Source organism: Asanoa siamensis, assembly GCF_016862555.1.
In the GTDB taxonomy this organism is placed as follows: domain Bacteria; phylum Actinomycetota; class Actinomycetes; order Mycobacteriales; family Micromonosporaceae; genus Asanoa; species Asanoa siamensis.
On sequence record NZ_BONE01000083.1, the window covers coordinates 1 to 19,467 of the forward strand.

The window sequence follows — 19,467 nt, forward strand, 5'->3', positions numbered from 1 at the left end:
AGGTCCTCGACCCAAGGGCGGACGGTCGCGGTCCGGCGCCAGCGTCTGCGGAAGAGCGGTTACTCGCGCCATGGGCTCTCCGGGGGGCGGCGGCGGAAGTGGGGCATCCAGCGCCGGTACGGGCGGCGGGGCTGGTGGCCCGGGCGCCAGCGTTCCTCAGCGCGGATGCTGCCGCCGCCTGACAGGAACAGGTCGACCCATCTCGTGCCCGGTGACGCGTCGACCAGCAGCGCCCGGGCCAGCAGGGTGAGCGGCACCGCCAGGACCGCGCCGACGCCGCCGAGGATGAAGGTCCAGAAGATCAGGGACAGGAAGGTTACCGTGACCGACAGGTTGACGCTGTCGCCCACGATCTTGGGCTGGATGATCGACTGCAGGACGAAGTTGATCACGCTGTAGACGACGATCACCACGATCATCAGGCCGACGCCGCCCTCCAGGAGCGCCAGGACAGCCGGTGGGGCCAGGCCGATCACGAAGCCGATGTTCGGGATGTAATTCGTGACGAACGCGAGCACCGCCCAGAGCGTCGCCAGCGGGATGTCGAGGATCCACAATGCGATGCCGTCGAAGATCGCGACGACGAGACCGAAGATCGTCGAGACGACCAGGTAGCGGCGGGTGCCGGAGACGAACTGCCGCAGCGCCCGGGTCAGCGCCGGGCGGGCCAGGCCGACGCGGGCCATCCGCGCCGGGTACCCGCCCGTCTCCACCGCCATGAACAGCAGCAGCGTGATCAGGAAGACCGTGTTGGTCAGCAGGGCGAGGACCGCCCCGGCGGCCGTCTGGGCGATGTTGGCCAGCGTCCCGGGGTCGAGCCGCGTGACCAACTGCTGGGCGCTGTCCGACTCGACACCCAGATCCTGCAACCAACGTTGTACGGAGTCGACGATGTCGCTGACCCTGTCCGCGTACCGTGGCGCGATCGACGCCAGTTGGACCCCCGCCGCGACCAGTGACGCGACGCCGCCGGCGAGGATGCCGTAGAGGGCCAGGACGAGCACCGTGGTGGCGAGCCAGCCGGGCACCCACCGCGACAGCCACGAGCGGATCGGGCTGAGCGTGACGACGAGGATCAGGGCCAGGAAGATCGGGCCGAGCAGGCCGCCGGCGGCGCGCATCCCGGCGGTCACCACGACCAGTGCCGCGGTCACGTAGAGGGCCCGCGTCACGCCCGCGGTGCTTCGCCGGTCCTCCCCGCCGATGCGCACATCTCATCACATCACGTACCACCATCTTAGGCCCCAAATTGGACGGTACGGGCAGCCTGCCCGAGCGGCCAGATCCGGCCCATAACGACCGTGAAGATCCGTCCAACGTGGTTACCTGACACCGGGTCGCGTCCTGTTCATGAGCTTTACCCACACACAAACCAGTTGGGGTGATCTTGTGACGTTATCCGTGCTCGCCCGCCTCGGCGGGGCAGCCGCCACCGCGGCCGTTCTGGGCCTCGGCCTGGCCACACCGGCCTGGGCCGACACCACGATCCACATCGACCAGGCAGACGTCGGCAAGACGGCGGCCGCGTTCCCCGTGCAGCGCTGCGACCCGGCCCTGGGCGGCGGCCCGTTCGCGGGCGAGGACGTCTGGGTCTTCGCCCTGCCGCGCCCGCAGGAGCAGGGCGAGTTCCGCTCCGTGACGATCCAGTTCGCCACCGAAGGCGGCCCGGTCACCGAGACGATCACGACGGCCCCGGCCCGCGACCGGGCGATCGTCGGCGACCGCGCCTGGATCCGCACGTCGGCGGGCCTCGCACCGTCCGGCGAGCTGGTCAACCCCTTCTCGATCATCAACGCGTCCGCGGTGGTGACGGGCACGGACGGCACCTTCGACCTGGCCCAGACCTGCCCGGCCGGGCTGCCGGTCACGGGCGGCGGGCTGTCGCTGCGGGAGACGACCGGGATCGGCGGCGCGCTGGCCCTGACCGGCCTGCTGCTGGTCGCGTTCGCCCGCCGCCGGCCGGCTGCCGGCCGCCACCGCCGCACGGCCTGATCAAACGGGGCCGGGCACCCCAGGGGTGCCCGGCCTCAGCCGTTCACCCCCGGGTCCCGGCCTTAGGAGTTCGCGCCCGGGCCCCGGGCTCAGGCGTTTGCCCCCGGGCCCGCGGCCTTAGGCGTTGGCCCTCGGGTCTCGGGCTCAGGCGTTGGCCCTCGGGTCTCGGGCTCAGGCGTTGGCCCTCGGGTCCCGGGCTCAGGCGTTCGCCCCGGCTTCCGCCTCGGCCGTTCACCCGCCGGGCCCCGGCCTTAGGCGTTCGCCGCCGGGTCTCGGGCTCAGCCGTCCAACCCCCGGGCGCCTGGCCTCAGGCCTTCAACCCCGGTCTCGGGCTCAGGTGTTCGCGCCCCGGTGCACCCGCACGGAGCGGTCGATCAGCTCACGTAGCGTGGCCTCGTCGGCGTCGGCGAGGCGGTTCAGGTAGAGGCAGCCCTTGCCCGTCTTGTGTTTTCCGAGCTTCGCCAGAACCCCCGGGTAACGTTCCTCGTAGCCTCCGACGAGATAGACCACCAGGCTCGTCTTGCGCGGCGAGAAACCGGTCAGCGGGGCGTCGCCCTCGCGGCCGCTCTCGTACCTGTAGTGGTAGCTGCCGAAACCCACGATGCTCGGGCCCCACATCCGCGGCGTCTCGCCGGTGATCTCGGTCATCAGCGCGGCCAGCGACCGCGCGTCGTCCCGTCGCCGTTCGTCGGCGACCGCCGCGAGGAACGCCTCGACGCTGGCGTCCGTGGGCGCCGTCGCGGGTGCCTTCTTCGAACCTGCCGCTGAAGTCGTCATGCCTCATCGTGCCGCACATCGGGGCCGGGCAACACGCCGCGACGCGCGGTGAGGTCCTCCATCGCCAGGATGCGGGAGGCGACCGCATCGAGCAGCGGCATGTCGTGCGAGACCGCCAGGACGCCGTAGTCGCCGCGGGCGGCGCCGTCGAGGATGATGCGCCAGATCTGGACCTGCGTGATCGCGTCGAGGCTCGCGGTGATCTCGTCGGCGACGACGAACAAAGGCCGGCACAACAGAGCGCGGGCGAGGTTGACCCGTTGCAGCTCACCGCCGCTGAGCTCGTGCGGGAACGACCCGAGCCAGTCCGGAAACACCAGACCGGAGTCGAGTACGGGGGCCGGATCGGGCGCGGCCTCCGCCAGGATCCGTCCGATCTTCCAGCGCGGGTTGACGGACTGGTCGGCCTGCTGCAGGACCAGCTGCGCCGACCGGGCGCGGCCCCGGCCCGCAGGCATGGAGACGGTCCCGCGGGCCGGCCTGAGGCGCCCCGTCAGCAGGCGGGCGAGCGTGCTCTTGCCGCAGCCGCTCGGACCCCACAGCCCGACGATCTCTCCGGGCGAGACCTGGATGCTGACGTCGCGCAGCACCCAGTCACGGTGGTAGGCGAACCAGAGCCCGGCCCCGCGCAGCGTGTCGGTCATCGCGTCACCTCGGAAGCGTCCAGCTCGTCGGGAAGGCGGAACCCATGGCTCGGCAGGGCCTGCCACAGGGCCCGGCTGTACGGCTCTCGGAGCGCGGAATCGTGGAACCGCGCCGGCGTCGCCTCCTCGATGGTCCGACCGGCCCGGCAGACGACGACCCGGTCGGCGATGGTCAGTGCCTGGTCGATCCCGTGCGTGACGAGCACGACCGCCGCGCCGTCGTCGGCGAGCCCGCGGATGTCGGCGAGGACCTCGGCGACGCTGGCCGGATGCAGGCCCGGGGTGGGCTCGTCGGCGAACACCAGGGCCGGCCGGGCGAGCGTGGCCATTCCGAACAGGACCCGCCGGGTCATCCCGCCGGAAAGCTGGTGCGGGTAGAGCCGCCCGGTCCGTGCCGGCAGCCCGCGACGTTCGAGGACCGCGCGGGCGGTCGCGGCGGGGTCGGCCAGCCCCGCGAGCCGCGCCGCCCGCCGCAACTGACTGTCCACACGCGCCAGGGGATCGAGGAAGCTGCCCGACTGCGGCAGCAGCGTCATCTCCCGCCCGGCCAGCCGGCGCCGATCGGCGGTCGTGACGAGCGTCCCACGGAACCGGATGCTGCCGGACTCCGTCGCGTTCGGCGGCAGCAGCCCCATCGTGGCCAGGCCGACGAGGCTCTTCCCGGCCCCGCTGGCACCGACGACGGCCAGGACCTCCCCGGCGTACGCGGTCAACGACATGTCGACCACGGGAGTGACCGTGCGCCGGCGCAGCCCCCGCTCGTACTGGTGGAAACTGATCGCCAGATTGGCGATGCTCAAGACGGCCGCGGTCACAGGTGATAGCTCCGAGGGTCGATGACGGACCGGAGGTTCTCGCCGATCGAGTCCACCAGCTTGACCATGACGAGCAGGCACACGCCGGGCAGCACGGCCAGCCACCACATGCCCGCCGACAGGACCTTCATGGAGTCCGACAGCAGGATCCCGATGGCCGGCTGTGACGGGTCGATGCCCAGGCCGAGGAACGACAGCGCGGCCTCGTGCAGGATCGCGTGCGGGAACATGAGCGCCGTGCCGACGACGAAGTGCGGCAGCAGATGCGGCAGCAGGTGCCCGCGGGCAAGCGCGAAGCCGCTGGTGCCGAGCGCCCGCGAGCTGGCGACGTACTCGGAGGCCACGACCTGGCGCGCCTGTGCCTGCAGCACCCGGGTCAGGGTCGGCCAGTGGGTGATCGCGACGGCGATGATCACCGCCTGGGTGCCGCCGCCCAGTGCGAACGCCAGCAGGATGAGCAGCACGAGGTGCGGCAGGGCCAGGAAGAAGTCGACCAGCCAGTTGACGGCGGTCTCGGCCCACCGCCCGACCGTGACCGACACGGTGGCGAGCACCACCGCGATCACGGCGGAGGCCAGCGCGGCGGTCGTGCCGACGACGAGGCTCAGCCGCAGGCCGACCAGGGTCCGGGCCAGCATGTCACGACCGAGCCGGTCCGTGCCGAACCAGTGGGCCGCTGACGGGCCCTGGCTGACCGCGTCGAGGTGGGTCGTGCGGGCCGCGTCCTGGGCGACCGTGCCGGCGACGACCACACCGATCAGGAGGAGCACGGCGAGGACCAGGAACGCCACGATGCGGGTACGGCGGTCGGGCAGCGCCAGCGACCGGCGCGCGACGGCCGGCGCGCTCATCGCGCACCGTCCACTGTGACCCGTGGGTCCACGAACCGGTGGATGACGTCGCCGAGCAGGTTGCCGCAGAAGACGAACACGGTGGTGAACAAGGCGATTCCCAACAGCAGCGGTACGTCCTGCCGCAGCGCGGCGGTGGTGGTCGCCGCACCCAGGCCGGGGTAGGCGAAGACCTGCTCGGCGAGGATGGAGCCGCCGAAGAGCTCACCGAACGAGGCGAACGAGAGCATCAGCGCCGGCGCGGCCGCGTTGCGCATGATGCGGTGCCGGACCAGGCCCCAGCCCCGCTCGCCCTGGGCCCGGGCGAACGCGACGTGGTCGCTGGCCAGCACCTCCACGACGGCCTGCCGGGTGTGCAGGACGATCGGTGCGACGCCGACGATGCTCAACGTCACGGCCGGCAGGATCAGGTGGTGCAGCCGGTCCCAGACGGTGACGTCGTCGGCGAGCACCCCGATCGGCGCCGCGCAGCAGACGGGCGCGATCCGCAGCGAGACGGCGAAGACGTAGAGGAGCAGCAGCGCGACCCAGAACGTGGGCGCGGACGCCAGGGTGTACGCCCACCAGGTCAGCACCCGGTCGACCCACCGGCCCCGGTACCATCCGGCCAGCAGGCCCATCCCGAAGCCGAGGACCGCCGACAGTGTCCACGCGGCGGCCATCAGGGCCAGGCTGGTCACGAACCGCTCGGCGATGACGTCGGCGACCGGCTGGTTGAACACGATCGAGTCGCCGAGGTTGCCCTGGACGAGCTCACCGGCCCAGGCCAGGAAGCGTTCGACCGGCGGGTCGTCGAAACCCCAGGCATCCTCGATGAGTGCCTGCTGCTCGGGACCGATCCGGGCGACCTCCGCCCCGACGTAGGCCCGCACCGGGTCGACCGGTGAGGCGGTCATCAGGCTGAACGCGGCGACCGCGACGCCGCAGAGCAGGACGACGAGTCGTAGGGCCCGCTTCGCCGCGAACCTCCCCCAACCGAAACGGCCGGGGGAGGTTTCGGCCGGCACCGCGGTGGTGGTGTCGGCTGCCATCGGTCAGCAGGCCCAGGTCCACGCGGTGATGCCCGCGGTGATCGGCCAGCCGTGGCCGTGCGGCTCGGTCTGCGGCTTGCCCACGTTCAGGCAGGTGTCGACGTAGTAGGTGTGGTCGAGGTTGACGAGCCACGCCCAGGCGGCGTCCGCGGCAGCGGTGAACCCGTTGCCCTGGGCGTCGAGCTGTGCCGCGCGCCAGGCGGCGTTCGCCGCGTCCTGGTCGGTGCTGGACATGGCCGCGTCGAGGTGCTGGTCGACCGCGGGGTTGGCGTAGAAGCCGGCGTTGAAATAGCCCACGCCCGCCTGCCGCGAGTTGTACAGGTTGTACATCTCGCTCGGGTCGTGCGAGCCCCAGCCGAACAGCACCGAGTCGGCGTGCATGCGCTGCTCGATCTGCTCCCAGGTGGCGCCCTTCGCCTCGATCCGCACGCCGATCGGCGCGACCTGGTCGGCCAGGGCGACCGCGAGCCCTTGCCGCAGCGTGTCCTCGGCCGGGTAGAGCACCGTGAAGGTGGCCTTGGTGCCGCCCTTCTCCCGCACGCCGTCGCCGTCGGCGTCGGTCCAGCCGGCCGCCTCGAGCACCGCCTTGGCCTCGTCGGGCTTGTTGTCGGTGATCGCCGACCTGGGCTCGTACCAGGGTGCGCCGTCGACCGGCCCGGTGGCGGGGGAGCCGTGCCCGCGCAGCACGCCGTCGACCATCGCCGTGCGGTTGGCGGCCAGGTTGATCGCCTGCCGGATCGCCTTGTCCGAGGTGACGTTGTTGCCGATCGGGTTTCCCTTGTCGGTCCTGCGGCCCTGGTCCGGCACGTAGGGGAAGCTCATGCCGCGGTTGTCGATCGAGTCGACGGGGGTTAGCTTCATGCCGGGGACGTCGGTGCCGGCCAGCGTCGAGGGGACGGCGGCGATGTCGACCTGGCCGGCGCGGGCCGCGGCGAGGGTGCCGTCCTCGTCGGTGAAGACGAACACGACCCGGGCGAACGCCGGCTTCTGGCCGTAGTATTTCTCGTTGCGCGCGACGATGAGCTGCTGGCCCTTGTCCCACTGCACCATGGTGAAGGGACCCGAGCCGACCGGACGCTGGGCGTAGTCGGCGCCGTGCGCGTGCTGCGGCACGATGCCCAGCGTCGCGAGCCGGTAGGCGAACGTGCTCTGCGGCCGCTCGAGGGTGAACTCGACGGTCGTGTCGTCGACCGCCGTCGCGTTCGCGAGCGCGCTCACGTCGGTGAGGCCCGGCTGCTTCTTGGCGGTCAGGAACGTGTAGGCCACGTCGCGGGCCGTCACGGGCTTGCCGTCGGAGAACACCGCGTCGCGGCGCACCGTCACGGTCCAGGTCAGACCGTCCGCGCTCACCTTGTAGTCGGTGGCCAGGTCGTTGGCGAGCTTCAGGTCGGTGTCGAGCCTGAGCAGAGTGGACTGGAACAGCGGCGAACCGTAGCGCCCCCAGCCCAGGGTCGGGTCGTAGCCGTCCTCCGACTCGCCGCCGATGGCCAGCCGCAGCTCGGTCGGCGCGGCCCGGTCCTTTCCGGCCTCGTCACCCCCACCGCTGCAGGCCGCGAGGCCCAGCGCCACCACCGAAACGACTGCCGCCGCGATACCGCGAACATTCATCTTCATCACCGTTGCGCACCCCACCAAGCGATCACGGGCCAGACGGTAGGTTGTGTTGCACGAGATGGGCAATAGCAAGTGACGGTTATTGCAAACTCTTGGCAATAAGCGGGCCAATCTGTCAGGCGCGGGCCGCCCCCCGTTCACGTATGTCGTCATCGTGGCGCTGATCGGTGGGCGCTTCTGGAGGTACTGGCGGACGCTGCCGCCGGGTGCGCCCGATCACCGCCCCCGGCGTACGGACCGACGGCGCGCCCTGCCAAGGCGGCGTCAGGGTTCGCCTCGGCGTGGTCAAGAACGTGTCAAGCCCCTGGCCGGCGCCGCGTTCCCGGCGGAGCGTGGAGTTCGTGGAAGCCAGGTTGAGCCGCCGCGAGATCCTGCGCCGCAGCCGGGCGCACGGTGCCCGCCGGCCCGATGCCGTCGCCGCGTCGGTGGTGGTCGTGCTGCGCATCGGGCTGTTGCTGGCATTCTTCGCCGTAGCCGCGGCCGTCCTCCGCTAGCTAGGGTCTGTCTCGCGACGCCGTGATAGCGGCTCGCCGGGACAGCCGGTGGTCGCGGCGGATCTGGGCCTCGCGGAAGCGGCGGTGGTCGTCGGCCGTCTCCGGCAGCACCGGTGGCACGCGCCTCGGCCGCCCGTCGGCGCCGATGGCGACCATCACGAGGTACGCCGTGGCGACGTGGGTGGCGGGCACCGACTCGTTCCAGCGGTCCGCCATCACCCGCACGCCGACCTCCATCGAGCTGCTGCCGACCCAGTTGACCTGGGCGTGGGCGTGCACGACGTCGCCGACGTGCACGGCGGTCAGGAAGGCCATCTCGTCCATGAACGCGGTGACGGCCGGCCCGCCGGAGTGCCGGGCGGCGACGACACCCGCGACGTCGTCGACGAGGTGCAGAATCACTCCACCATGGACGGTGCCCATCAGGTTGGTGTCGTGCGGACTCATGATCCGCGAGATGGTCAGCCGGGACACGTCGGTGGGCTTGCCGAGCAACAGATCGGTCATCAGTGGTTCTCCTAGCGTGCGGGGCGCGCCCGGGGACGCGAACGTCCCCGGGCACGCTGGTTCAGTCGAGCGAGGCGCGGATCTCGGCGGCTGCCGCGACCAGGTTGACCAGGGACTGCCGGACCTCGGCGTACCCCCGTGTCTTGAGGCCGCAGTCGGGGTTGACCCAGAGCCGGTCCGCCGGGACAGCGGCGACCGCGCGCCGCAACGCGGCCGCGATCTCGGCCTTGCTGGGCACCCGCGGCGAGTGGATGTCATAGACGCCGGGCCCGACTCCGCGCTTGTAGCCGGCGGTGCGCAGGTCGTCGAGGATCTCCATCCGGGACCGCGACGCCTCGATGCTGGTCACGTCGGCGTCGAGCGCGTCGATCGCCGGCAGCACCTCGCCGAACTCCGAGTAGCACAGGTGGGTGTGCACCTGGGTGCTGTCGGCGACGCCGCCGGTCGCCAGCCGGAACGCGCCGACCGCCCAGTCGAGGTAGGCCTTCTGGTCGGCGGCCCGCAACGGCAGCAACTCGCGCAGGGCGGGCTCGTCGACCTGGATGACCCGGATGCCGGCGGCCTCGAGGTCGCGGGCCTCGTCGCGGAGCGCCAGGGCGACCTGGTCGGCGGTGTCGGCCAGCGGCTGGTCGGTGCGGACGAACGACCAGGCGAGGATCGTGACCGGGCCGGTGAGCATGCCCTTGACCGGCTTGCGGGTCAACGACTGGGCGTAGGTCGACCACTCGACGGTCATGGGCGCCGGCCGGGTCACGTCGCCGTAGATGATCGGCGGGCGGACGCAGCGCGACCCGTACGACTGGACCCAGCCGTTGACCGTCGCGGCGAAGCCGCCGAGCCGCTCACCGAAGTACTGCACCATGTCGTTGCGCTCCGGCTCGCCGTGCACGAGCACGTCCAGGCCGAGGCGCTCCTGTTCGGCGATGACCTCGGCGATCTCGGCGCGCATGCGGACGTCGTACTCCCGCGCGGAGATCCGGCCCGCGCGCAGGTCGGCCCGCGCCGAGCGGAGAGCGGCGGTCTGCGGGAACGAGCCGATGGTGGTCGTCGGCAACGGCGGAAGGGCGAGCCGTTCCCGCTGGGCGGCGGCCCGTCCGGCGTAGGCGCCCCGGCGGCTGTGCTCCGGCCGGAGCGCCGTCAGCCTTCCGCGCACTGGATCGTCCCGCCAACCGTCCGGTGTGGACGGTGCGGACGGCGGAAGCTTGGCGACACCGTCGCGCAGCGCCCGGCCGAGCAGCACCACCTCGTCGACCTTCTGGCGGGCGAAGGCCAGCCGGCCCCGCAGGTCCGGGTCGAGCCCGGTCTCCGCGGCCAGGTCGACCGGGACGTGCAGCAGCGAGCACGAGGTCGACACCGCGACGTGGTCGGCCAGCCCGGTCAGCACCGCGCCCCGCGCCGCGGCCGCGCGCAGGTCGGTGCGCCACACGTTGTGCCCGTCGACGAGCCCCGCCACGATCGTCTTGCCAGGGATCGGCCCGCTGGACGCCAGCCGCGCGAGGTTGCCCGGGCCGGCAACCAGATCGAGCCCGACCGCCTCGACCGGGGTGCGCAGCAGCGCCGGCAGGGCGTCGCCGAGGTCACCGAAGTAGCTCGCGACGAAGATCTTCGGCCGCCGGGTCAGGGCACCGAGCCGGGTGTACGCGGCGCGTAAGGCATCGATCTCCGCGGGCGTGCGGTCGGCGACGTACGCCGGCTCGTCGAGCTGCGCCCAGGTCACGCCGGCGTCGGCGAGCGCGCCGAGCAGGTCGGCGTAGACGGCGACCAGCTCGTCGAGGCGGTCGAAGGGCCGGAACCCGGCCGGTGCGCCGTCCGCGGCCTTCGCCAGCAGCAGGAAGGTGGCCGGTCCGACCAGCACGGGCCGGGTGTCCAGACCCAGCCGCCGCGACTCGGCGTACTCGGTGAGGGGCTTGTCAGGCCGGGCGGCGAAGACCGTGTCTGGACCGATCTCGGGGACCAGGTAGTGGTAATTGGTGTTGAACCATTTGGTGAGCTCCAGCGCCGGCTGCTCGGCGGTGCCTCGGGCCATCGCGAAGTAGGTGCCCAGGTCGTCGAGGCGCAGGGCCCGGAACCGGTCCGGGATCGCGTCGACCGTGACGGCGGCGTCGAGGACGTGGTCGTAGAGCGAGAACGTGTTGGACGGGATCGCGTCCAGGCCGGCGTCGCGCAGCGTGCGCCAGACCTCGGCACGCAGCCCGGCCGCCGTCTCCCGGAGCGCGTCGGCGTCCAGGTCGCCGGCCCAGTAGGCCTCGACGGCGCGCTTGAGCTCGCGGTCGGGCCCGATGCGTGGATAGCCGAGCACGGTGCTCTGACCGAACGGTGCGGTCATGGGTGGGTCGTCCCTTCCCTCGAAGTGGCCGACAGCCACCCGGGGGCGGGGAGACGCGCGACGTCCCGCCGCGCCCTGGCCCGCCCGAGAGGCCGTCGGCGGCGCACGCGGTCGCGTACGCGATGCGGGCAGGTCTTCGGACTCGTGGGCGTCGTCGCTCGCTCCTACTGGCCGTCACTTCCCAGGCCGATGGCCCAGTGTTCTCGACGGCGGTCGTTCCCACTCACCGCTGCGGGGCAGTCCCGGATTCCCACCGGGTTCCCTCTTACGACGCCTCCGGCGGACCGGAGGCGAACCAGCACTGTCGTTGATGGTAGCCCGGCGCTCAACGGGCCCCGGGGCAGGTCGATCGCGTCGATCTCCTCCCGGCCGCCCATCGTGATCAGGTGCCGGCCCAGGTGGGCCCGAAGCCCGGCCTCCCAGACGGCCTGGTCGAATGTGGGCAGGTGCGATTTACCGGTGCGAGCCGTCGCGGTCGGCCCGCGTGCGGCGGCTAGCTCGGAGGCCGCGGCGGTCGGGCGCGGACCGGGTTCGAGAAAGGTTCGCCGGCCGGTGCGAAGGTGCCGCTCTCGCCGTAGGACGCCTTGCGCGCGGCCCGGCGCAGCACCGCGAGCACGGCGGGGCCGACGACGAGGATCGCGACCGTGTTGGTGATCGCGCGGCCGGTGTCCCAGCCGGCGGTGGAGGTGAGCACGGTGAAGACCACGAAGCGGTGCAGGTTCTCGAGCACGGGCGCGCCCGGGACGTAGGAGATGCTGCCGCTGTAGTAGTCGACCTCGGCGCCGGTGATGAAGGGCCAGAACCAGAGGTTCATGATGAACCCGAAGAGGTACGCGACGACGATGCCGTACCCGACCAGCATCGCGATCTCGGCCTTGCCGGTGACCCGGCGGGGGAGCAGGCCGGCGCCCATCCCGATCCAGGCCGAGGCGAGCATCTGGAACGGGAGCCACGGGCCGACGCCGGCGGTCAGCAACGCCGACGCGAACAGTGAGGTGCACCCGAGCACGAAGCCGAACCCGGGGCCGAAGACCCGGCCGGCCAGCACCAGCATGAAGAAGACGGTTTCGATGCCGGCGGTGCCGGCGCCCAGCGGTCGCAAAGCCGCGTTGACCGCCGAGAGCACGCCGAGCATGGCCAGCGCCTTGGAGTCCATGCCGCCCTCGCTGAGCTCGGCGAGGACGACGACGATGAGGATCGGCAGGATGCCGATGAACACGAACGGGGCGTCGGGCCCGTGTTGCATGCTCTGCGGCTCGACCCGCACCAGCAGCGGCCAGACGAACATCATCAGGCCGGCCAGCGAGGCCAGCGTCAGCACGACCGCCGAGCGCGGCCGCAGCCGGATCACCGGGCCGCCTTCAGTGCGTCGTCCACTTCGGACACGGTGAGCCAGTCCGGGCCGATGATCTTCGCGACCTGGGTGGCGAATGCCGGCGACCCACCCAGCACCTCCGCGGTGGGGCCGTCGGACACGATCTCGCCCTCCGCGAGCACCACCACCCGGTCGGCGACGCTGGCCACGAACTCCACGTCGTGGGTGGCGACCACGACGGCCCGGCCCCGCTTCGCGAGGTGGCCGACCTGGCGGGCGAGCGCCGCCTTGGCGGTGTAGTCGAGGCCGCGGGTGGGCTCGTCGAGCAGCAGTACGGGCGGCGCGGCGGTGAGCTGGACGGCGAGCACCAGCGCGAGCCGCTGGCCCTCGGACAGGTCCCGTGGGTGTTGGTCGGGGTCGACCCCGGGCGCCAGCGAGTCGAGCAGGAAGCGGCAGGTGCCGGGGGTGGCGTCGGACTCGCGGTCGGCGGCGGCGCACTCTCCTTCGACGGATTCGAGGTAGAGCAGGTCGCCGGCCGTCTGCGGGACCATGCCGACGAGCTTGCGGGCGCGGGCGCTGGGCAGCGCGCCCGGGTCGTCGCCCGCGACGTCGACCGTCCCGCCCTGCCGGGGGCCGGAGCCCTGCACGGCCCAGAGCAGCGACGACTTGCCGGAGCCGTTGCGGCCCATGATCGCGACCACCTTGCCCGCGTGCAGGTCGAGGTCGACGCCGCGCACCGCGACCGTCGTCCCGTACCGGACGACCACGCGCTCGGCGGTCAGCAGCGGGGGCTCCGGGCTGGTCGGGGCGGGCCGGGCCGGTGCCGGCGCGGCGGCGAGGTCGGCGCGGATCGCCTCGGCGCGGCGGCGGGCGTCGCGCACCGACAGCGGCAGCGGAGACCAGCCGGCCAGTCGGCCCAGCTCGACGATCGGCGGGGCGATCGGCATGCCCGCCAGCACGGCGGCCGGCTCGCCGTCGCGCACGGACCCGTCGCCGGGCAGGTAGATGAACCGGTCGGCGAACGGGACCACCCGTTCCAGCCGGTGCTCGGCCATCACGACGGTGGTGCCGAGGTCGTGGACGAGCCGCGCGAGGGTGGCCAGCACGTCCTCGGCGGCGGTCGGGTCGAGGGCCGAGGTGGGCTCGTCCAGGACGAGCACCCGGGGGTGCATGGTGAGCACGGCACCGACGGCGACCCGCTGCTGCTGGCCGCCGGAGAGGGTGCGCAGCGGTCGCCGGCGCAGCTCGGCGATGCCGAGCAGGTCGAGCGTCTCCTCGACCCGGCGACGCATCACCTGCGGTGCGACGCCGAGCTGTTCCATGCCGTAGGCGAGCTCGTCCTCGACGGTGTCGGTGACGAAGCCCGCGAGGGGATCCTGGCCGACCATGCCGACGAGGTGGGCGAACTCGCGGGGTGGCCGGGACCGGGTGCTGACGCCGTCGACCGTCACGGTGCCGGCCAGGTGGCCGCCGGTGAAGTGCGGGACCAGGCCGTTCACGGTGCCGAGCAGGGTCGACTTGCCCACGCCGGTGCGTCCGGCCAGGACGACGAGCTCACCCTCGCCGATGGTCAGCGTGACGTCGGCGAGGACCGGTTCGCCCGCTCCGCGGTACCAGAAGCTGACGTGGTCGAGGGTGATCATGCGGGTACCTCTTCGGGCGTCGCCAGGACCGGCGGCGGAGCGAGCAGGGCGGGTACGACACCGGCGAGCACGCCGAGCAGCGGCGGCCAGGACAGCAGCGGCCAGGACAGGGTGATCAGGGACGGGTTGAGGTTGGTGGGGTCGACCCGTGAGGTGCCGAACATGACGACGGCGACGGCGACGCCGCTGGCGGCGACGACGACCTCGGCGAGCTGCCACCGGTCGGGCCGGTAGCGGCTGCGGTGCACCCGCCGGCCCGCGGCGCGGAAGCCGGCGACCGCCACCGCCAGGCCGGCGACCAGCACCGGGGTGGCCAGGTAGCGAGGTGTGGAACCATCCAATGTGGCGTAGACGCCGACGCAGACGCCGAGCAGACCGACGACCATCAGGGCTCCGGTGGCCGCACGGGCGCGGGTGGTCGCGACGCCGGCCCGCCCGTAGCCGCGGGAGTCCATCGAGGCCGCCAGCAGCAGCGAGCGGTCCAGGGCGTCGGCGAGCACCGGGATGACGATCCCGCGCAGGGCGCGGACGCCCTTGCCCGTGCCGCCGCGCAGTTTGCGGGCCTGCCGGACCCGCTGCACGCTCTCGGCGAGCTGTGGGAACACCGACAGGGCGACAGTGACGGCGGTGCCCACCTCGTACAACGCCGCGGGCATCGCCTTGAGCAGCCGTTTGGGATTGGCGAGGGCGTTGGCGGCGCCGAGGCAGACGACCATGGTGGCCAGCCGCAACCCGTCGTAGAACCCGCCCAGCACCGACTCGGCGGAGACCGCGCCGAACAGCCGGATGCCGGCGGCCCAGGCGGGCAGGGGGATCTCGGGCAGCCGCAGGATGATCGTCGAGCCCTCGGCGCCGCCGAAGATGACGCGGAACACGACCCGCATCGTGACGATGAACCCGGCCAGGACGAGGTAGAGCCGGAACGCCAGCGCCCACGGTGCTTCGCCGCGGCGGGCGACCACGACGAGGCACGCCACGGCGATGATGAGGCCGAGCAGCCACGGGTTGGTGGTGCGGCTGGCGGCGGTGGCCAGGCCCAGCGCCCACACCCACCAGGCGGCGGGGTGCAGGTCGCGGGGCAGGAAGTAGGTGCCGAACATCAGGCCTGGCGGGCCCGGTTCCGGCGCCACGCGATCCATCCGGCGGCGGCCGCGAGGAGCAGCACCGCGGCACCGGCCACCCAGGCGGCGAGCAGGCTCGCGCCGGACTGCTCGCGGAGCACGTCGTTGACGTCCGGGGCGCCCTCGCCGCCGGTGTAGGCGGCGTTGAGCGCCGGGTTGCCGGCCGTCGGGCTCGCGCTGGCCCGGGGCCGGGGCGGCGGCAGCGTGGTGCTGGTGGCGGCGGGTGCCGTGGGATCGTCGTCGGCGGCCGGTGGTTGCTCCGGGTCGTCGTCGCCGCCCGCGCGGGGCGGCGGATTCGGCCGGGGCGGCGCCTGCTCGTTCGGGTTGCTCGAGGTCGGCTTCGGCTCGACCGGCGCGTCGCAGTGTCCGGTGGTGGAGCCCGGCCGGACCGCGGCGATCCGGGGCCACGGGTTGGTGTCGGCGGTCCGGTTCAGCGAGAACGACCAGCCCTCGAAGCCACCCGGGATGAAGTCGCGGTTCTTGACCCCCCACTGGCTGTAGACCCAGGGGCAGTTGTTGCCGGCGTGCCAGTAGGACCAGTAGGCGCTGCCGGGTGGGGTGTCGATGCACAGCTCCCGGTAGTTCTTCTTGCCCTGCGCCGGGATGATCTCGACCGCGGAGGGACGGTTCTCGACCCGGCAGATGAAGCCCTCGCCCCACCGCTGCACGCCGGCGATCTGGAAACCGGCGCCCTTGAGGGCGTCGAGGCCGGTGCCGCGCGCGGCGCTCGGGAAGCAGCGCACGATGGTGGTGCCGCCGAGCTCCTGGAAGTCGACGACGACGGTGACGCCGGTCGCGGTGGGGCAGAAGCCCGGCCGGCCCTTGCTGTGGTCGATCGCGTAGGCCGGCGCGGCGACCAGCGTCACCAGGACGGCGGCCGCCGCGGCGATCAGGCGAGACCTCATTGGACGGTGAACTGTGCGGTCGCGTACACCGTCCCCTGCGCGCTGACGGCTGGGTTGCGCGGCGTCACCCGGGGCACCGGGTTGGTCGACGCCGTGCGGTTCAACGAGAACGACCAGCCTTCGAAGCCACCGGGTACGACGGTGCGGTTCAGCGCCCCGAAGCTGCTGTAGGTCCAGGTGGTGCCGGCGCCGGTCGCGTGCCAGTAGGACCAGTAGGCGTTGGCGGGCGGCGTGACGACGCACGCCTCCTTGTAGGTCGGGTTGCCCGCCCGCGGGATCGACTCGATCGCCGAGGGCCGGTTCTCCAGCCGGCACACGAAGCCGAGCCCCCACTGCGCCACGCCGGTCACCCCGATGCCCGCGTCCTGCAGCGCCTTGATACCCGTCCGCGCGGTGCCCGGACTGGCATTGGGGGAGCAGCGGGTGATCGTGGGCGCGGCGACGCCGCCGTTGCCGTTGAGCTCCTGGAAGTCGATGACGACCGTGACGCCGGTCAGGGCGTCGGCGCCGGTGCAGATGCCGTTGTAGCCCTTGGTCGGGTCGACGGCGCCGGCCGGCGCGGGCGCGACGGCGATCAGGCCGAGCACCAGCGCGGTGCCGCTCAGCAGGGACAGGACTCGTTTCATGGCGCGACCACCTTGTGGGTTGAGTGCCGACGGACGAGATAGCGACGGACGAGCAGGATGCCGGCCGCGAGCAGGAAGCCCAGCGCGAACAGGGTCAGGGCGAACCAGAGCGGCACGCCGGTGTCGCCGGCCGCGGCCGCGACCGCGGCTTGGGAGTCGGCGGCGGGCAGCGGTAGGCGCACCGCCATCACGACCGGCGACCCGGTGGCCGCCGGCCACGAGCGGCCGGCGACGCCCGGCGCCGCGGCGATGCTGGCGGCGACGTCGCTGGCCGTGCCGCCGAGCTTCGGCAGGCCGCCGTCAGGGCGAGCCAGGGTGGCCAGCGTGCGGGCGGCGCCGCCGCTGTCGAGGCCGACGGCCTGGCGGCCGGTCGCGACGACCGCGGTGTGGACGGCGTCGACCGTGCCCGACTCGTTGCGCACGACGTCGGTCGCGCCGGAGGTGAGCGCGGCCGCGGCACGTTCGAGCGCCCTGGTGCGCGCCGGTGGCCAGCCGGCCGGTGTGCCGGCGACGACCGCGGTGGGCGTGGCGGTGGGTGCCGCACCGCTGGTGGTCGCGGGTGCGGCGTTGAGGGCGACGAGGGCGGCCGCGGTCGCGGGCCGCTGACCGGCGGCGCACCCGCTGGTGCCGAGCACGGCCGGGAAGGTGCCGTCGGTGCACTGGCCTGCGATCAGCCGCTCGACGGCGGGGCCGCTGTCGGCGGGTGCGCCGGCGATCGTGGCAAGCGTGGCCCAGGCGTGCCGGCGCACCGTCTGCGCGGTGTCGGCGAAGGCGCCGGTGTCGGTGAACCGGCCGTCGTCGCCGCGCAGCTTGGCGAGGTCGGCGTCCAGGGTGGCCACGGTCGTCGCCGGCACGGCCGCGTCGGTCTGGCCGAAGCGGGCGATGATGACCAGCTTGGCCAGCGGCTCCGCGTAGGCGGCCGGGCCCTTTTCGTACGGTGCGCCGTGCGCGTACGCCTGGATCGAGTCGGGCCGCAGCAGGAAGCGGGTGGCCCGGGTGACCGCCGCCGGCTGCTCGCCGAGGGCGCGCAGGCCGAGCACGAGGTCGGCGGTGGCGTCGTAGTCGACGAAGGTCTTGCCGTTCTCGGTGACCTCGACGTGGTCGCCGCCGGTCAGCCGGCCGGCCAGGTAGTGGGCCAGCCGGCCGGCGGGGCTGCCGGTCGCCGCCTGCGGCGCCACCCCTGCCGCCGGCACCGTGTGGCGGGTCTGTCGTGGTCGTGGCGGCGTGGTGGTGCGGCGTGGGGTAGGCCGAGCGGTGGCCGTCCGGCTCGGTGTCGGCGTGGGCGACGCGCTCGGGCTGGTCGGCGTCGGGGTGGCGGACTGGGTCGGGTCCGGCGTCGCGGTCGGTGTGGGTGTGGCCGTCGGGGTCGGCGTCGGGGTTTCGGTCGGGTCGGGATCGGTGGGGACCCGGCCCTGAGCGAGGTCGTAGAAGCTGACCTGGGAGAGCCCGAGCGACGCCTGGGCGCCGGCCCGGATCCAGGTGTCCAGCCCGACGATGCCGCTGTCCCGGGCGGCGATGTAGTCGCTCGGCGTGTAGGCGATCGCGCCGATGTCGTTGCCGAGCGCGTTGCCGGTGTCGGCCGCGGTGACCTGCGCGCTCGCCAGGTAGGCGGCGCCGGAGTCGACGGCAACGCCGGCCTGGGCGAGCGCCTGGACGATCAGCCCGGTGCTGTTCGTGTTGGGTGCCTGGGTGGTGACGCCGCCGCCCCAACCGCCGCCGGCGTCCTGGTTGGCGAGCAGCCAGCTCACCGCCCGGTCGATCGGCTCGTCCAGCCCGGCGGCACCGGCCTCCCGCGCGGCCAGCAGGGCCGACAGCGCCATCCCGGTGGCGTCACCGTCGGGCGCCGACTGGTCGAATGGTTTGCCCTCGTCGCAGCTCGCCAGCCGGGTGATCGCCGGGTCGTAGTAGAAGAAGATCCGGAAATAGCCCTCGGCGCACTGTTGGGTCACCAGCGTGTCGATGGCGAGCTGGTCGTTCTCGCCGACGGCCGCCAGGCCGATGATGGCCAACGACTGCCCGAACATGTTCGAGTTGTTGCTGACATAGTCGGCGTACTCGGGGTTCTTCGAGTAGTCACTGACCCGGCCGGTGTCCAGGCCGGACCGCCTGATGGCGGCCTTGGTCTCGGCGACCATGTCGTAGCCGTCGAAGTTGCGCGGGTCGCGGCCGGCGACCTCGGCGGCCACCAGCACCTTCGCCGCGGCGCCACCCGTGATGATGGCGTCGAACCCGGCGCCCGGCACCAGGCCGTCCCAGGTGAAGTAGTCGCTCGCGTGGCCGTCGTCGTCGAGGTTGCGCACGATGGGCGCGGCGAGCGCGCCGTCGCCGGACGCGTACATCGCGAACAGATTGTCGATCATCAGCCCGTAGTCGGGCAGGACGCCGCCGTTGGGGTTCTGCAGCGTGCCGTCGGGAGCGAGCTGGCGGGCGAGCCACTGGGAGTTGGATCGCGCCGCGGGTCGGTCGGCAGCCTCCGCATCGGCGGGCACCACGACCAGCACAGCGGCCGCGACCGCCGTCAACGCGGCGACCTTGGCGAGGGTTGCGCTCACACATCGTCCTTCGGATGGAGCGCGAGAACGAGATGTGAGTGAACGGCACGTACGCCGGGTGGTCACCTCTGTTTTCGCGACAGGGGTCTGACTCGCCGCCCGCGTGGTGGACCCGACTCGTCACCAGGAAGGTGACCCACGGTTGCGCGACAGTGCCGGACTTCGACCGGCTTCCCCTGGCGCGGGCGGCTGGAACGTATTCGGTTGTGCCGACGCCAGGCGGCGCCGAGCAGGGACAGTAACCCGCGACCCGA

General features: G+C 72.8%; 17 protein-coding genes and 1 riboswitch. Of the genes, 2 read left to right on the plus strand and 15 right to left on the minus strand.

Going from position 1 to position 19,467, the window contains the following annotated elements; genetic code table 11:
• Nucleotides 1-59: 59 nt before the first annotated feature.
• Nucleotides 60-1,172, minus strand: a complete 1,113-nt coding sequence (locus tag Asi02nite_RS33725; RefSeq protein WP_239127400.1) for an AI-2E family transporter — start codon at nt 1,170-1,172, stop codon at nt 60-62.
• 217 nt (nt 1,173-1,389) lie between these two features.
• On the opposite strand from Asi02nite_RS33725, the gene Asi02nite_RS33730 reads away from it, so the two are divergent.
• Nucleotides 1,390-1,992, plus strand: a complete 603-nt coding sequence (locus tag Asi02nite_RS33730; protein WP_203718074.1) for a hypothetical protein — start codon at nt 1,390-1,392, stop codon at nt 1,990-1,992.
• A 333-nt stretch (nt 1,993-2,325) separates the two neighbouring features.
• Here the strand turns inward: Asi02nite_RS33730 and Asi02nite_RS33735 are convergent, their stop codons facing one another.
• From Asi02nite_RS33735 to Asi02nite_RS33760, 6 genes are read right to left on the minus strand one after another with little or no spacing between them, the layout of a single operon-like run.
• Nucleotides 2,326-2,769 (minus strand): DUF1801 domain-containing protein, encoded by a 444-nt coding sequence (locus Asi02nite_RS33735; RefSeq protein ID WP_203718075.1) that lies wholly within the window; start codon nt 2,767-2,769, stop codon nt 2,326-2,328.
• Nucleotides 2,766-3,413: an ABC transporter ATP-binding protein gene (locus tag Asi02nite_RS33740; protein WP_203718076.1), complete on the minus strand. Its 648-nt coding sequence runs from the start codon at nt 3,411-3,413 to the stop codon at nt 2,766-2,768. Before Asi02nite_RS33740 ends, Asi02nite_RS33735 begins: the two co-directional genes overlap by 4 nt.
• Complete coding sequence (locus Asi02nite_RS33745; RefSeq protein ID WP_203718077.1) at nt 3,410-4,228, minus strand: ATP-binding cassette domain-containing protein; 819 nt, start codon at nt 4,226-4,228, stop codon at nt 3,410-3,412. Before Asi02nite_RS33745 ends, Asi02nite_RS33740 begins: the two co-directional genes overlap by 4 nt.
• Nucleotides 4,225-5,079 (minus strand): ABC transporter permease, encoded by an 855-nt coding sequence (locus tag Asi02nite_RS33750; RefSeq protein WP_203718078.1) that lies wholly within the window; start codon nt 5,077-5,079, stop codon nt 4,225-4,227. The genes Asi02nite_RS33745 and Asi02nite_RS33750 overlap by 4 nt, the downstream gene beginning before the upstream one ends.
• On the minus strand, nt 5,076-6,110 hold the full coding sequence (locus Asi02nite_RS33755) for an ABC transporter permease (RefSeq protein ID WP_203718079.1): 1,035 nt from the start codon (nt 6,108-6,110) through the stop codon (nt 5,076-5,078). The genes Asi02nite_RS33750 and Asi02nite_RS33755 overlap by 4 nt, the downstream gene beginning before the upstream one ends.
• 3 nt (nt 6,111-6,113) lie before the next feature.
• Nucleotides 6,114-7,718 carry an ABC transporter substrate-binding protein gene (locus Asi02nite_RS33760; RefSeq protein WP_203718080.1) on the minus strand — a complete coding sequence of 535 codons (1,605 nt, stop codon included), beginning with the start codon at nt 7,716-7,718 and terminating at the stop codon, nt 6,114-6,116.
• A gap of 347 nt (nt 7,719-8,065) precedes the next feature.
• Between Asi02nite_RS33760 and Asi02nite_RS33765 the strand changes: the two genes are divergently transcribed.
• Nucleotides 8,066-8,218, plus strand: coding sequence for a hypothetical protein (locus Asi02nite_RS33765; protein WP_203718081.1), 153 nt, complete (start codon nt 8,066-8,068; stop codon nt 8,216-8,218).
• Here Asi02nite_RS33765 and Asi02nite_RS33770 read toward each other — a convergent pair whose 3' ends face one another.
• The 8 genes from Asi02nite_RS33770 to Asi02nite_RS33805 form a co-directional block, all read right to left on the minus strand.
• Entirely contained in the window at nt 8,219-8,725 is a 507-nt protein-coding gene (locus tag Asi02nite_RS33770; protein WP_203718082.1) for an acyl-CoA thioesterase, read from the minus strand.
• A 61-nt stretch (nt 8,726-8,786) separates the two neighbouring features.
• Nucleotides 8,787-11,051, minus strand: coding sequence for a 5-methyltetrahydropteroyltriglutamate--homocysteine S-methyltransferase (gene metE / locus Asi02nite_RS33775; protein ID WP_203718083.1), 2,265 nt, complete (start codon nt 11,049-11,051; stop codon nt 8,787-8,789).
• Between the two features lie 110 nt (nt 11,052-11,161).
• A riboswitch (cobalamin riboswitch) is annotated at nt 11,162-11,366 on the minus strand.
• 178 nt (nt 11,367-11,544) lie between these two features.
• The gene (locus Asi02nite_RS33780) at nt 11,545-12,402 is read right to left on the minus strand and encodes an ECF transporter S component family protein (RefSeq protein WP_373312375.1); all 858 of its coding nucleotides are present in this window, start codon (nt 12,400-12,402) and stop codon (nt 11,545-11,547) included.
• Nucleotides 12,399-14,009 (minus strand): ABC transporter ATP-binding protein, encoded by a 1,611-nt coding sequence (locus Asi02nite_RS33785; RefSeq protein WP_203718084.1) that lies wholly within the window; start codon nt 14,007-14,009, stop codon nt 12,399-12,401. The genes Asi02nite_RS33780 and Asi02nite_RS33785 overlap by 4 nt, the downstream gene beginning before the upstream one ends.
• Nucleotides 14,006-15,148 carry an energy-coupling factor transporter transmembrane component T gene (locus Asi02nite_RS33790; RefSeq protein ID WP_203718085.1) on the minus strand — a complete coding sequence of 381 codons (1,143 nt, stop codon included), beginning with the start codon at nt 15,146-15,148 and terminating at the stop codon, nt 14,006-14,008. Before Asi02nite_RS33790 ends, Asi02nite_RS33785 begins: the two co-directional genes overlap by 4 nt.
• Nucleotides 15,109-16,035, minus strand: coding sequence for a dihydrolipoyllysine-residue succinyltransferase component of 2-oxoglutarate dehydrogenase complex (locus Asi02nite_RS33795; protein WP_203718086.1), 927 nt, complete (start codon nt 16,033-16,035; stop codon nt 15,109-15,111). Before Asi02nite_RS33795 ends, Asi02nite_RS33790 begins: the two co-directional genes overlap by 40 nt.
• Nucleotides 16,032-16,661, minus strand: coding sequence for an SCO2322-related protein (locus Asi02nite_RS33800; protein ID WP_203718087.1), 630 nt, complete (start codon nt 16,659-16,661; stop codon nt 16,032-16,034). Before Asi02nite_RS33800 ends, Asi02nite_RS33795 begins: the two co-directional genes overlap by 4 nt.
• Nucleotides 16,658-19,213 carry a prenyltransferase/squalene oxidase repeat-containing protein gene (locus Asi02nite_RS33805; RefSeq protein ID WP_203718088.1) on the minus strand — a complete coding sequence of 852 codons (2,556 nt, stop codon included), beginning with the start codon at nt 19,211-19,213 and terminating at the stop codon, nt 16,658-16,660. The genes Asi02nite_RS33800 and Asi02nite_RS33805 overlap by 4 nt, the downstream gene beginning before the upstream one ends.
• Nucleotides 19,214-19,467 lie beyond the last annotated feature (254 nt).